At 70.7% G+C, this 12,610-nt stretch carries 16 protein-coding genes and 1 pseudogene; 11 read left to right on the top strand and 6 right to left on the bottom strand.

Annotation, left to right across the window (positions count from 1 at the left end; all coding sequences use genetic code 11):
- Positions 1 to 38: 38 nt before the first annotated feature.
- Positions 39 to 215, bottom strand: coding sequence for a helix-turn-helix domain-containing protein (locus tag BOQ63_RS01560; RefSeq protein ID WP_465398236.1), 177 nt, complete (start codon positions 213 to 215; stop codon positions 39 to 41).
- 243 nt (positions 216 to 458) lie between these two features.
- Between BOQ63_RS01560 and BOQ63_RS01555 the strand changes: the two genes are divergently transcribed.
- The gene (locus BOQ63_RS01555) at positions 459 to 743 is read left to right on the top strand and encodes a hypothetical protein (RefSeq protein ID WP_046385941.1); all 285 of its coding nucleotides are present in this window, start codon (positions 459 to 461) and stop codon (positions 741 to 743) included.
- Positions 744 to 928: 185 nt separating this feature from the next.
- Positions 929 to 1,111, top strand: coding sequence for a hypothetical protein (locus tag BOQ63_RS01550; RefSeq protein ID WP_072653161.1), 183 nt, complete (start codon positions 929 to 931; stop codon positions 1,109 to 1,111).
- 13 nt (positions 1,112 to 1,124) lie between these two features.
- On the opposite strand, the gene BOQ63_RS01545 is transcribed toward BOQ63_RS01550, so the two are convergent.
- Complete coding sequence (locus BOQ63_RS01545; RefSeq protein ID WP_072653160.1) at positions 1,125 to 1,580, bottom strand: hypothetical protein; 456 nt, start codon at positions 1,578 to 1,580, stop codon at positions 1,125 to 1,127.
- Between the two features lie 726 nt (positions 1,581 to 2,306).
- On the opposite strand from BOQ63_RS01545, the gene BOQ63_RS01540 reads away from it, so the two are divergent.
- Positions 2,307 to 3,377, top strand: coding sequence for a DUF8094 domain-containing protein (locus BOQ63_RS01540; RefSeq protein ID WP_465398234.1), 1,071 nt, complete (start codon positions 2,307 to 2,309; stop codon positions 3,375 to 3,377).
- Positions 3,378 to 3,463: 86 nt separating this feature from the next.
- Here the strand turns inward: BOQ63_RS01540 and BOQ63_RS01535 are convergent, their stop codons facing one another.
- The 3 genes from BOQ63_RS01535 to BOQ63_RS01525 form a co-directional block, all read right to left on the bottom strand.
- A complete protein-coding gene (locus BOQ63_RS01535; protein ID WP_072653158.1) occupies positions 3,464 to 3,751 on the bottom strand; it encodes a hypothetical protein in 288 nt (95 codons plus the stop codon).
- Positions 3,748 to 4,608: a hypothetical protein gene (locus tag BOQ63_RS01530; RefSeq protein WP_072653157.1), complete on the bottom strand. Its 861-nt coding sequence runs from the start codon at positions 4,606 to 4,608 to the stop codon at positions 3,748 to 3,750. Before BOQ63_RS01530 ends, BOQ63_RS01535 begins: the two co-directional genes overlap by 4 nt.
- 90 nt (positions 4,609 to 4,698) lie before the next feature.
- On the bottom strand, positions 4,699 to 5,466 hold the full coding sequence (locus tag BOQ63_RS01525) for an AbrB/MazE/SpoVT family DNA-binding domain-containing protein (protein ID WP_072653156.1): 768 nt from the start codon (positions 5,464 to 5,466) through the stop codon (positions 4,699 to 4,701).
- Between the two features lie 131 nt (positions 5,467 to 5,597).
- Here BOQ63_RS01525 and BOQ63_RS01520 point away from each other — a divergent pair, with 131 nt between their 5' ends.
- The 7 genes from BOQ63_RS01520 to BOQ63_RS01490 all read left to right on the top strand — a co-directional run bounded on the left by BOQ63_RS01520 (position 5,598) and on the right by BOQ63_RS01490 (position 11,756).
- A complete protein-coding gene (locus BOQ63_RS01520) occupies positions 5,598 to 6,638 on the top strand; it encodes a hypothetical protein (protein ID WP_072653155.1) in 1,041 nt (346 codons plus the stop codon).
- Between the two features lie 26 nt (positions 6,639 to 6,664).
- Complete coding sequence (locus tag BOQ63_RS01515) at positions 6,665 to 7,069, top strand: site-specific integrase (RefSeq protein ID WP_072653154.1); 405 nt, start codon at positions 6,665 to 6,667, stop codon at positions 7,067 to 7,069.
- Positions 7,070 to 7,388: 319 nt separating this feature from the next.
- The gene (locus BOQ63_RS01510; protein ID WP_072653153.1) at positions 7,389 to 8,138 is read left to right on the top strand and encodes a hypothetical protein; all 750 of its coding nucleotides are present in this window, start codon (positions 7,389 to 7,391) and stop codon (positions 8,136 to 8,138) included.
- A gap of 216 nt (positions 8,139 to 8,354) precedes the next feature.
- Positions 8,355 to 9,203, top strand: a complete 849-nt coding sequence (locus tag BOQ63_RS01505; RefSeq protein WP_072653152.1) for a hypothetical protein — start codon at positions 8,355 to 8,357, stop codon at positions 9,201 to 9,203.
- Positions 9,200 to 9,433, top strand: coding sequence for a hypothetical protein (locus BOQ63_RS01500; RefSeq protein WP_072653151.1), 234 nt, complete (start codon positions 9,200 to 9,202; stop codon positions 9,431 to 9,433). The genes BOQ63_RS01505 and BOQ63_RS01500 overlap by 4 nt, the downstream gene beginning before the upstream one ends.
- Positions 9,434 to 10,230: 797 nt before the next feature.
- A complete protein-coding gene (locus tag BOQ63_RS01495) occupies positions 10,231 to 11,190 on the top strand; it encodes a hypothetical protein (protein WP_143174585.1) in 960 nt (319 codons plus the stop codon).
- Positions 11,187 to 11,756 carry a hypothetical protein gene (locus BOQ63_RS01490; protein WP_072653148.1) on the top strand — a complete coding sequence of 190 codons (570 nt, stop codon included), beginning with the start codon at positions 11,187 to 11,189 and terminating at the stop codon, positions 11,754 to 11,756. The genes BOQ63_RS01495 and BOQ63_RS01490 overlap by 4 nt, the downstream gene beginning before the upstream one ends.
- 10 nt (positions 11,757 to 11,766) lie before the next feature.
- Here BOQ63_RS01490 and BOQ63_RS01485 read toward each other — a convergent pair whose 3' ends face one another.
- Positions 11,767 to 11,994 (bottom strand): hypothetical protein, encoded by a 228-nt coding sequence (locus tag BOQ63_RS01485; RefSeq protein WP_107488399.1) that lies wholly within the window; start codon positions 11,992 to 11,994, stop codon positions 11,767 to 11,769.
- Between the two features lie 337 nt (positions 11,995 to 12,331).
- Between BOQ63_RS01485 and BOQ63_RS01480 the strand changes: the two are divergent.
- A pseudogene (locus BOQ63_RS01480) lies at positions 12,332 to 12,598 on the top strand (SDR family oxidoreductase); the annotation flags it as partial.
- Positions 12,599 to 12,610: the final 12 nt, after the last annotated feature.

Genomic DNA, 12,610 nt, shown 5'->3' with positions numbered 1-12,610 from the left:
CCGACCGGCTTCACCCGTACCGGTTATTGGGGTATCAGTCATCCGACGCTGAGCTGCCCCGGGATGCGACCGGAGGCACGTAGTTCTTGCAGGTCGGGGATGTGGTTGTAGAGGGTGCCGGGGCTGGCGCCGAGGAGTTTGGCGATCGAGGTGATCGAGTACTCGGGGTCGGGGAGCATGTCGCGGGCGGCCCGGATGATGTCCGCGTTGACCATGGTGGGTCGCCCGCCGGCCCTGCCGCGGGCGCGGGCGGCGGCCAGGCCCTCACGGGTGCCGGAGCGGAGCGATGTGGAGGGGGGAAGGGTGGGTTGTAGTGGTCGGGGGAGCGGGTTGTAGCGGTGCGCAGGGTAAGACGGTTCGGGCGCAGGGGGCGGCAGAAGATCGTGCCATCATGATTACTGACTGGTAATCGGATGATGTCCAGTCAGTGAACCGTGCAATACCGTAAGGAGTCACCCATGCGTCGACGCATGACCGCCCTCGTCCTGACCGCAGCCTTGGCCGGCGGCGCCCTGGCGACGGTCGCCCAGGTCGCCTCCGCCCAGCCGGCGGCTGCCGCCTCGATCAAGGTCGACCTCAACAAGATGCGCCAGCAGGTCGCCGAACTGCGTCAGAAGGCCGACCGACTGGACCGCGCGGGCCAGCACGACGCGGCGCGCAAGACCCGTGCCCAGGCCGACGCGCTGCAGCGCCGGATCAACCAGATCGAAGCGGCCGAGCGGGACACCACCCACCACTTCTGATCTCCGGCGCTCCCGGCGGTCGCCGGTTCCGGCGGCCGCCACGCGACCGGTGCCGTCCGCTCCGCCCTACCGGGCCAGCGCGGGCGGCGCCGTCCGTGCGTAACCCGGTTCATCTGCGGGCCCGTGCCGTCGGGCCGTCCAAAATCCCGGTGCCGGTGCGAACCGGGGCGGCTAGACAGGCCCGTATGACCGATCAGATCCTGTTGCGCGCCGCCACCCCCGACGAGATCCCCGCCCTGCTCGCCCTCTGGGCCCGGGCGGCCAAGGGCAACAGCATCACGGACGACGAGGCGGGCGTCGCCGCGCTGCTCGCCCGCGATCCCGACTGCCTTGGGCCTGGAACACCGGGCCTGCCCGCGACCCGGTAGGCCCTCCCTCCGGTCAGAGCCTGGGTGCCGCGAGCGCTGGGTTGGCCGCGAGACGCGGGTGCTTGGCGCTGAGCTCGCTCAGCACGGCCTGCCGGAAGCCCTGCCAGGCGTCCTTGAGGTCAGCCAGCTCGCAGACCGCCTCGGCCGTCGCGTACGTGCACGAGACCCGCACCTTCCCGTCCTCCGGGACGAACTCGATCAGCTCGGCGTTCTCGGTGAAGCCGATCGTAGAGCGCTCGCCCCTCTCCAGTTGTTCGAGAACGCCCTGCATCGACCACAGGAAGTCGAACACGGGCGTCCATGACCACGGCGGGGCCAGCTCGGTCTCGCCGATCGTGAACGAGAGGTCGGACAGGAAGTAGTACCAGCGCAGTTCGGCACGGGTCACCGCAGCGAGGTCCGCTCCGTCCTGGTGCTCGCGACCACGGTCCACGTAGGGGCCAGTCCGGCGGTACTCGATCTTGATCATCGGATCTCCTGTGGATGCTCGGCCGGGAACTCCTACCTGACGGTCGCGTCGTCGGCAGGCCTGTTGATCCAGGCCTGTTGATCCAGGCCTGGTCGGGTATAGCGGGCGGTTCAGGGAGCTTCCGGACGAAGCAGGCGGTCCCGTCCAGCACCCGGTGTCCCAGCCGCTCAGCTTCCACTGGTGATCCTCTCCGTGGCCCGGTTCCGAGCAGTACGCCCGCCGCAGGGAAAGTCTTCCAGCCCCTGTGCTCGGCTGGGGTTGGTTCTTCGAGGTCGGCGGACCCGGTAGCCGCCCCGGGCCCGTGCGCGCCCTGCGGGTGAGTTCGTGGCGGCCGGCTCGCATCGGGCGGGCCGTGCGCGCCGGTACCGGGAGCAATCGGCGAGGCCGGCTCGGTGCCGTTCAGCGTGTGCCCGCCGCGTTGGTGCCCGCTTCCAGGCCGAGGTCGAAGTAGGCGCGGGCGAGGCGGCCTCGTGCGGCGCGGTGGGCGGGTCGGGGTGGTGGTAGGAGCGCAGGCTGCGAAGCCACCGCTGGACCTGTCGCAGCGCGTCGCGGGCCTGTTCGTCGTCCATCTGGTCCCGGGACCGGGTGCCGACGGAGTCGTTGATCCGTGACAGTGTCCCTGGCCGGTGCCCTAGTTGGACCCAATAGGATCCCTGCGATCGGATTGATGGACCAACGGGGGGAGCCGCAGTGATCACACGGAATCGGGCACGGGGGTGGAGCGCAATGGGGGCTGCAGCTCTCCTCGCGATGGGCGTGGCCGGCTGTTCTTCCGGAAGCGGGTCCGGGGCGTCTGCGGGGTCGTCCGTCTCCGGCACCTCGGGCAACGGCACGACCAACGCAGCACCGTCGTTCACCGAAGCGCAGGCCCAGCAGGTCTTCGAGCGGTACGTCAAAGAGAGGCAGGCGGCTACCGAGAAGGGCGATGCCGAGGCGCTCGCCCGGGTGGAGGATGGGCAGCTGCTCAAGGAGAACCGGGCCACGGCACAGCTGCACCAGACCAACGGAACCAAGAATGAGCCCATCCGGCCTGTCCGCCCGGTGTACCTGATCCCGCAGACCGACTCCGGAGAGCCGCAGAGCTTCGCCGTCCTGAACAAGACGGAGGGGCGGGAAGCGGACCGCAGTTCCACCCTGACCTATTTCACGCGCGACCGGGCGAGCGGGGAGTGGAAGGCGGTCGTGGCCACCTGGGTGGTGACCGAGGCACCGCCGACGACAGCTCCGACCGACGCCCCCTCCTCGACACCGGTGCCGGGCCAACGATCCGTGCGGCCGAAGGTAATGCCGGCCCTGGCCCGCACAACGTCCGGAGGCGTGGAGCTGTCGCCGACCGCGGAGACGGACACTGCTGTGTGCGGGCGCTACGCCCAGTACCTGAGCTTCACCGTGCCGGACGGGAAGCCGGAGAGCACCGACTTCGAACGAGGCGATTTCACCAACGGCCTGGTGGACTACCTCAACGGATGGGACCAGAAGGTGCTCGAGCGCAGCCTCTCGTTCCGTTCGCTGACGAACGCGCTGCCGACGTTCCGGCTGAAGGATGGCGGCTCCCTCGTCACCTGCACACTGGAGGGCACGTACCGGGACCGTGGCCGGACGCCGGCCGACTGGATCAAACCGGGCGACGACACCGACGCCCTGCTGGGACGGGGCCGCAAGTGGTCCAGCATCGAGGAGGTGTGGTCCGCGGAGGCCGTCGTGGAAGTGCCGCAAGGGGGCCGCCCCGCAACGGTGCTCTCCTCGGAGGCGTACGGAGCGACGAAGCTGTCGGTGACGGGTGTGGAGTGGAAGTAGTGGGACCAATCGCGGGGCGCGTCCTCAGCGGCTGGGTGGCCGCGCCAGCCCGCCGAAGTACCAGTCCTGGAAGCCCGTATCGGGGGTCACACCCTCGTCGTAGTTGAGGTGTCCGACCGCACCTGGCCATGGCCCGACTGGTTCGCCATCAGGTGGAAGAATGCGCCGTCCGGCACCCGAGGGTGCGAATTGGCAGGCGGCTCAGCCCCAGTGGGAACTTGCCGCACCAGCCGTGTCACCGTTGGTAGCACCGGGAGCCCACCCGCCCGCTTCCGACGGATCACCTTGATCGCCCATGCGTTGAGCGCGATCAGCCCGGTGGCTGCCAGGCCGCCGAGGTAGTCGGCGCTGGCCGAGAGCAGGAACTCCGTCACAAGGCGCCGCCGTTCCGGGCGGGGGTCCACAGCCCGGTCGGGTCGTCGGTGCGTTGTCCGTCGCGTCGGCGCAGTTCCCGGACGGCACGGCCGACCTTGCGGCGGACCCTGGTCCCGTCCTGCCCGGGCTGGGCGCTGCCGGTGTACTCGGCGGCATCCGCCCAGGTGGCCACGCCGGGGTGGCCGAGGGCGAGGACAACGTCCCGTTCGGCCGGGGTGAGGCGGGTCAGGAGGGCGGCCAGGCGCCGGTCGCCGGGGACCTGGTCGAGCAGCGGATCGTCGGGCAGGTGCCGGTCGGCCAGCAGGTCCCGCAGCGTCGCGCCGTTGCCTACCGGGGCATCCAGTGAGGTGACCCTCTTATTGCCGTACGTCCGCTTCTCCCACAGCTCTCCCAGCTGGGCGTGGATCGTCCGGGTCTCCAACCGCAGGCGGTCGAGCGCGGGCAGGCCGAGGCCGGTTCCGTCGTGGAGCGGGTCGGCCCAGTCGCCCAGCAGCGCCGTCGAGAGGGCTTCGCTCCAGCGGTCGCCGCGCGCCAGTCCCAGGACGAGTTGGCCGAACCGCGCCAGGTCCGGGCTCCCCCCGGTCAGGACGGCATCCCGGCGGGCGACGAGACCGGCCCGGACCCGGTTGAACGGGTAACCGGGGAAGCCCGGCTGGGCGAGGCGAAGCCACAGGGCCAGGCCCCCGTCTGCATCCATGTCGTACGTCCGGAAGAACTTCCTGCCGCCCCCGCCGGGAACGGGGACCGAGTACTTCTCCCGGCCGTCGACCAGGTGGAGAAGGGTCGGGTCCGGGTCGGCCGTGCGGGTCGGGATGCCGCTTGGGCTGCTCGGGTGCGCGGTGCGCGGGGTGGTCATGGACTGCCTCCGTGGACGGTGGGTTCACCTCCTGGGCGCGGGACGGCGGGGAAGAGGCAGAAAATCTCGCCGCACCTGGTGTGATCTGCGTCACTCACCGCTTTCGGGCTGATCCCCCCGCTCGGACGGCACCGGGGCGGGGCCGGCCGCGAGCAGGAGCAGGCCGAGCCGCAGGGCGACGGCGGTGCACAGCGCGTCGGTGAAGTCGAGCGCGACGCCGTCGCGGGCGGCGTCGGTGACCAGCGCCAGCGCGGTGGCCGTGTCGTGGGCCAGGTCGGCGTGCCCCTCCCCGGGGGCGGTCAGCTTGAGGCCGAGCAGCTGCAGGTCGGCGAGCACCATGTCGACCTCGTCGCGGCCGCCGGCCCTCACCAGGACGGTGACCAGCTGGGCGACTGCTTGCTCGGGCAGCACCGCGTACGGCAGCGTGCCGGCCATCGCGCTGCCGGGGCCGGTGCCGTCCGCCCCGGTGAGCCAGCCCAGCACCGCGGAGGCGGTGAGCACCACCAGCAGGTCGGTGCCGCCGCCCTCGGCGAATCCGAGGGCGCGCTCCACCGCGCTTCTGGCAGCCGTCGCGGGCAGCAGGAGGTCGGTGGGCCGCACGCCGTCCGGCCGCCCGGGCCGCCCGCCCCACCGGACGCTCACCTCGCCCTGCGGCCGCAACAGCGGTCCGACCGTGCGCCGCAGCCGGGCCGCCACGGCCCAGGTCGGCTCCAGGATGGTGGTGCCGTCCTCGGTGGCGCGGATCGCCACCCGGGTGCCCTCGGCGATTCCTGCGGCGCGCTGGAGCGCCGCAGGGATAATCAGGCGCCCGCGCTGTCCGACCACGGTCATGGTGGCGGCCCTGGTGTTCTGGTCCATGAGCGGATCTTAGGCCGCATGATGGCCTATCAGTGAGCAACAGTCATCTTGCTCACTGCAATATCCGACGCGATAAACCGGGACAAGACGACCCGTCACCACCGGTCGCGGAGCGAAGGGGAGCGCACGCCATGACGGACGACCAGAGCAACGAGACGCCAGCCGGAGACGACACCGGCAGCACGCCGGACCTGACCGACGAGGTGCACTACCCGCCGGTCGAGAACGGCCTGGACTATCTCGTCAGCGTGGTCGAGAACCTGCAGGGCGACAACGTCGGCCGCCGGAACCTCAAGTACGCGGTGGTGCACCTGCAGGCCGCCGTCGAGTGCCTGCTCAAGCACCGGCTGGAGCTGGAGCACTGGAGCCTGGTCTTCAAGAACCCGGGCGAGGCCAAGCGCAGCGAGCTGGACGACGGCAGCCTGACCACCTGCACCGTGGAGCAGACGATCACCCGCCTCACCAACATCGTCGGCGTGGAGATCAAGGAGGCGGAGAAGACCAAGCTCACGCAGCTGGCCGACCTGCGCAACCGGCTCCAGCACTACGGCCGCCACCACGACCCGAAGAGCAAGGCCAACCGGTACGTGATCGAGGCGAACGCCGCGTACGTCCTGGAGTTCCTGATCCACTTCCTGGACACCCAGCTGATGGACCGCATCTCCCCGCCGGACGCGGACATACACATGGAGATGGCACGCCTTCGTGATGGCCTTCACGATATCCGCGGCTACGTGAAGGCCCGGATGGCGCGGCTCCGCCCCGAGCTGGACCCCGTGAAGCCCCGCACCGTCCAGTGCCCCACCTGCAACCAGTTCGCCCTGGTCGTCGGAGACGAGGAAGACGCCCGCTGCCTGTACTGCCACTACCGGCGGGATCCCGATGTTGCGGCGGTGTCCTATGCGGAGGATGTCCTCGGCCACGACTGGACCTCGGTGGCTCGCGGTGGCCGGGAGCCGGTCGAGTGGTGCCCAAACTGCGACACGGAGGCGCTGGTCCTCGAAGCGGTCACCGCCGCCGACCCGAAGAACCCGGTCGCCCTGTGCTTCTTCTGCGGCGAGAACTTCTCGGAGCTGGAGGAGTGCACCATGTGCGGTGAGCCGTTCCAGCCCACCGAGAACGAACTCGCCTGCGACACCTGCATGTACGACGCGATCAACGACGGAAGCTGACCTGCGACCTGGAGGAGGACTCCGCGATGACCGCCGAGCCGATCGGGGCCGAACCGGTGCTGGAGGGCGAGATTCTTCCCACCGGCACCGGCTCTACCGTCGCGCTGGTGCACCCAGCCGGGCCGGACCCGGTCAAGGGCGAGGAGGGGCGGACCGTGGTCGTCGGCTACGGCGAGCACGAGGACAGCTGCCCGGTCCGGTGCTGGCTCGCCTGGACGGAGGCGTCCGGCATCGTCGACGGGCCGGCCTTCCGGGAGGTCGACCAGTGGGGGCACCTCGGCAGCGCCCGTCTGACCCCGGACAGCTGCAGCCGGATCATCACGCGGATCAGCAAGCGCGCCCGGCTCGACGTTCGGCACACCGGCCACTCGCAGCGGGTCGGGCTGATCACCGCCGGAACGAAGGCGCAAGCCCGAGTACAAGCTCCGTGAGCAGTCCGGCCACGCCGACGACAGCCCGGTCTTCCACCGCTATGTCCGCGACGCCCAGGCCTGGGACGACCCGGTCACCGAGGGCATCGGCCTGTAGAAGGCTCGGCTGGGGGACCTACTCCTCCGCCGAGCGGCGGGACGCCCGGCAACGCCCCTTCCGTCCCTGAGAACAAGCGGGTGGCAAGGGGCGTCACAGGATCTCCTCGGTCAGCTTTCCGTTCTGGGACAGCACGGTCGGGTGATGGCCGGAGTTCGGCTGCGCGGGCGCTGCCCGAGTCGAGACGATGTGCGAGCACCGACGTCGAAGAGAGAGCATGCGATGGACCTGCCGGCCGACTACACCTCCCCCGTGACCTACTGCTCCCGTCGCACCCGGGCCGGAAGGCCCTGCCGGAGGGAGGCGACCGACTGGCCGAGCGGCTACGACGACCTCCCCGTACGGGTCGCCTGCCGCAGCCACCTCACCGACGACGAGTGGGCACGCTGCCTGGAAGCCCGCAAGAGGCGCAACGCCGTGTGGCGCGACAATCACCCCACACTGATCGAGCGCGCGGCCCTCGCGGAGGTCAAGCCCCCGGCCGAACCCGATGACGGCAACGACGACATCGAGTCGTCGAAGTGCCGGCGGCAGTGCGAGTTCGTCAAGATCCCTGGCCGTAGCTCCGACGACGACGTCTGCCCCTTCTACTGCGCGAACTGCGACAGCTCCGTCTGCTACGGCTGCGGAAAGGCCAGCGTCGAGTACGAGGACACGCTGTGCCGGTCGTGCGACAGCCTGCCCTGCGACGACAACGGCAGGTGGGACCGCGCCCCCGGCAGTTGGGACGACGAACTCGACCTGGACACGGACGACGTCGACCACGGTCCGGACCCGCGCGGGCGTCTCACCCGCCTCGTGAACGAGATCGCCGCCGCCACCGGGGACACCCACCGCGAAGTCAACGCTCGCATCAACCGTGAGGTCGGCGTCCGTAGCCGGGTCGGCGCCGACGAGGAGACCGTCCGCCGAGCCTCTGCCGTCGCCTCCGTCTGGCTGGCCAAACTGACGACCGCCCGAGCGGGCAGCTGATCCTCCAGCACGGTCGGATCGGGCACAGCTCCGTCGCCGACTGCGGCAGCAGCGCTGGTTTTCGCTCCTCCTCAACCTCGAAGGGAGGGAGATTGAGCAGGGGGACTTCCAGAGTGACGAGCGTCATACAATCTCTCCTTTAATACTTTGACGGATCGCAGCTCTGCCGGTCCCGTAGGTGGAAGTTGCAGCCCAAAGCGCAAGGAGCGCCCGTTCGTGTCCACCACTCCTTCCCCTTCGGCGCGGAAGCCGTCGACCGAACTCGTCCCGGTCACCGCTGGCTTGGAGCTGGTGTTGGCCAGCCTTCCGGCGGGTGAGCTCGCTCGGCTGCTCAAGGAGCTGGGAGCCCCCGAGACGTTCTCCGACGGTTGGCTGCCAGTGCGGCGTGACCCTGCAGAGATGGAGCGCTGGGCCCGAGGCCGCCTGCGGAGCCTGATCAGAGTGCTCAAGGCATGGCGCGGGCAGTCCGCCCTGTACGCCGCGCTGGGAGCCCGGCGGGCTGCGATCGAGGGTCGACACGAGGCGGTCGACTCCTTCGCGCGCCACTGGCTGAAGATTCCGAACGTGACCCCGGACTGGCGAGAGGCCGTGTCGGCAGCGCTGATGGACGACTGGGAAGACGGCCTGGACGTCGAGGACGACGGCCTGGTCGCCGCGCTGCGGAAGAACAGCCACACGGTCCACCGGCAGTTGCAGCCGGTCTGGGAACGTAAGGCCAATGGCCGGCGCGTGGCCCTTCTTGACGCCCCGGTATGCGGCGGCCACGACCTGACGCTGCGCGATGTACTCTCCGACGGGCGACACCCCCAGGACGACGTGCTGCCCTGGGAGCCCGACGAACCGCGCGCTCTTGTGGTCTTCGCCAGTCTGTCGTCCGAGGAGCAGGCGCTAGCCCGGGTGTGGTCGCAGAGCCCGGGAACATCCTGGGAGGAGGCTGCCCTGCTTACCGGCGCTTCCAATCCGTACGCCTTCGGACAGCGGGTGCGCGCCAAGCTCAAGCGGCTCGGCAAGCAGTACAACGACCGGGCCCAAGCCGCCGCCCTGACCGTGGGAGGCATGCGGTGAACGATCACCTGACCGGTCACGAGTCAGAGGACCAACAGCACCGTGGAATTCTGGTGCGCGTCGTCGCGCCGAGCGTGCCGACGTGCGCTGCCGTACTGAGCAGCGGCTCGGTCGGCACCATCCTGATCAGCGGCACCGTTCCGCCCAACTCCCCATTGGTGTGGCCGCTCGTTGTCCTTGCCCTCGGCTCCATGGCCTACGACCTGGGGGCCCGCGCACTCCGGCGCTAGATCGCGGTGGGCCTGACTGACGCGTCCGCCGGGCGGTCGGCGCCGGTCAGATAGTGCAAGACTTCCGGAATGCCGACCCCCCGACGCCCGCTGAGCCATCCCACTCCGTCCCTGCCCGAGACCGAGATTGCCGCGCCGCCCAGGCGAGGTACGGCCCTTGAGCGAGTGCTCGTCCCGCCGCCCAGCGAAGCGCCGGCGGTGACCACCGAGGCACCGGCGACGACCGCCGCCGGAACGGGCCGGCGGGCGCTGGGCCGGGGCGGACTCCTGAACGTTCCGGGCGGGAGCGATCGGACGTAAGCGCTCAGCGCCGACCCCGGCTGGAGGACGGTGAGGAGCTGCGGCGCCAGGTGGAGTTTTCCTCCATAGCCACCGCCGACGCCGAGCAGGAACGCCGACCGGGCCGCTGACGCTGGGCTGGTCTGTATCGCCGTCGCCGGGCGCGCGTCGTGCATGGGAGGTCTGACGCACCTTACGGCCCGCTCCGCGCTGACTGCCCGTGCCTTGGGTACGCCGCCGTTGACAAGCGAACGATCGGCTGGGGCAGGCGCGGGGGTGAACGGAGGAGACGTGAAGGGGGAGGCGTGGTTGCTCGCCGAGGGTGGGCCGCCGGGCCGCGGGCGGCCCGGCTCGGCGCTCTCCGGCCCGTGCTGCCGTACGGCCGGCCCCAGCGGGGGTGACCGGGCGAGGGCTCAGGCCAGAACTCGAGTATTGGTGATCACCGGTCTGCGGGCAGGAGGCCGACGATATGCCGGAAAGCCCGTCAACGACTGGACTCGGCAACCGAGAATGGCGTGGTGAGCCTCACCTCGGAACTCCGCCGGCCCGACTCGCCGATCTCCCAGTTCCTCGCTCGGGAACTGCCGAACGCCGCCGAGCTGGCAGCCCGGTACGGGCACTGGGCCGGGCAACTGCGAAGGCCGGTTCGCCCGCGTACCCGAGGGGAGATCGACTGGCCCGTGCTGGGCCACACCATCGACCACCGCATCCGCGTCAGCCTGGGCCACCCCTACGGACCGCCGATCCGCATCGGTGTGGACACCTTCGCCGGCCGCGCGGTCGGTGGCCCGCCGCCCGCCGTGAGCGAGGCGATCTACCAGGCCGGTCAGCAGATGATCGAGGAGCTCACCGCCCGCACGGACGTGCGGCCGCCGTTGGCCCTGTCCGGTCCGGACGGCCGACGCCTGATCCGGCTCTGCCACCTCGCCAGCCACTTCGAGGTGGTCTTCCGCTCCGGCGACGTCCAGGGGCTGCTCGCCGACGCCACCGCCGACAGCACCCTGGAGAGCCTCCTGGCCGCCGTCCCGGACTACGCGGTCGAGGACATCGGCACCCAGCTGCAGCTCGCCGCCGATTCGGAGGCCCTGGGCTGGCTGACCGGTCGGGAGACGGTGTGCGGGCCGGTGTTCGCCGGCAGCGGCCATGTCGGCGGCGCGGACGCCGACGTGATCGCCGACGGAGAGCTGATCGACTGTAAGGCGACGGTCCGGCCGGCCAACATCGGCGCCCGTGAGCTCTACCAGCTCGCCGGCTACCTGCTGCTCGACTACGACGACGAACACCAAGTCCGCGTGCTCAGCCTGTACCTCTCGCGCCAGGGCGCCCTGATCGGGTGGGGCGTCGAGGAGTTCCTGGCGGTGCTCGGCGCGACCAAGCCGCTCGCCGAGCTGAGGCAGACTCTCGCCCGCGAGCTCACCCCTGCGGGGTCCGCCGCTGCTCGGATCCACCCGCCCCGCCCTCGGAAGGTCCCGCGATGACCGACACCACTGCCCGCACTGAGCCCCGCGCCGCCGCGATCCGGCTGATCCGGGCGACTGCGCTGGACGAGGCCGCCCACCACGGCGGGAGCGGTCTGCCACCGGCCAACTGGGAGATGTACCAGGAGCTGACCGCGACGCTGGAGAGCTGGTACGCCGACGGCGCCCTGGCCGAGGACTCGCTGTTGCTGACCGAGTGGCTGGCCACCGAGCTGGTCGCGTACGTCCTCCAGATGCTGGACCAGGACCGGGAACGGCTCGCCCGCTGGCTGCTTGACCAGGGCGACCGGGTGTGTCAGACCCAGCAGCACCCGCACCCGGCCGGTCCCACCGCCGTGGAGATCATCTCGGTCATCGCCGCCAGCATCGGCGTCCCGGACCAGCCGGCCGAGCGCCTTGTCCAGATTGCCGTGCCCTATCTGAGCTACCTCCGGCCGGGCCACGAGGTCGAGGACGCCCGCGAAGTCGCCCTGACCTTCGCCCTGTGGGCTGGCGAGAACCTCGCCCGGCTCATGGCCTACGAGGCCGACCGCGTCGACGGCTACCTCGCCGACCGCGCCGGCTGAACCGGCCGGCTCACCGCCGTGGCGCCGCCGGCGGCAGCGCCGTCCGCCCTCCGCGCACCCGCGCCGCCCGGGCGGAGGACGTCACCGGCTGGTCGGCAGCGGCCGCCTCGCGCAGCAGCAGCTCCACGTACACCCGCACCCCGGGGCCGCGCTTGTTCGGCACCACCGACACGTCGCCGACCTGCAGCTCGGACGAGGCCCGCAGCGCCCGCAGCATCGCGTCCGCCGTCTCCTGCACCGCGGAAGTGTCCTGGGTTATGCGGGTATGAACATGTCCGTCGCTAAAGTCCGGGTTCATGTCGATCCTCGGTTGGCGGGTTTACTTCACGCGTCGCGGTCTGCTTCGGCCATGTACGGAGAGCTTGGCGTACACGGACCCGGACGTGTTGGACGAGTGGCTGGACGGACACGGCGTTCTGGACGGTCAGCCGTTCCTGATCAGTCCGGCAGGTGCGTACGACGTTGATCTCAACCGGTGCTTCGCCACAGTGCTCAGCGCGAGCCCGCGGAACACGCAGGCCGCCGTTGCGCGGGACCTGCGGGGCTTTCTGAACTTCCTGTGGTTCAGCCGGCCTTCCCTCGCCTCCATGGGCGGCGGGACCCCGGCGTACAGCGTCTCCAAGGCCGCCCTCAACGCCCTCACCCGCACCCTGGCCGGCGAACTGCGCTCCGACGGCGTGCTGGTCAACGCCGTCTGCCCGGGCTGGACCGCCACCGACATGGGCGGCGCCAGCGGCGCCCCCGCCTCCACCGGCGCCGCAGGCGTCCTGTGGGCCGCCACCCTCCCCGACTCCGGCCCCACCGGCGGCTTCTTCCGCCAGGGCTGTCCGATCCCCTGGTGAGGCCGGGCGGGC

This window comes from Streptomyces viridifaciens (assembly GCF_001888885.2).
Lineage (GTDB): Bacteria > Actinomycetota > Actinomycetes > Streptomycetales > Streptomycetaceae > Kitasatospora > Kitasatospora aureofaciens.
This window is presented reverse-complemented; position numbering and strand designations above follow the sequence as displayed.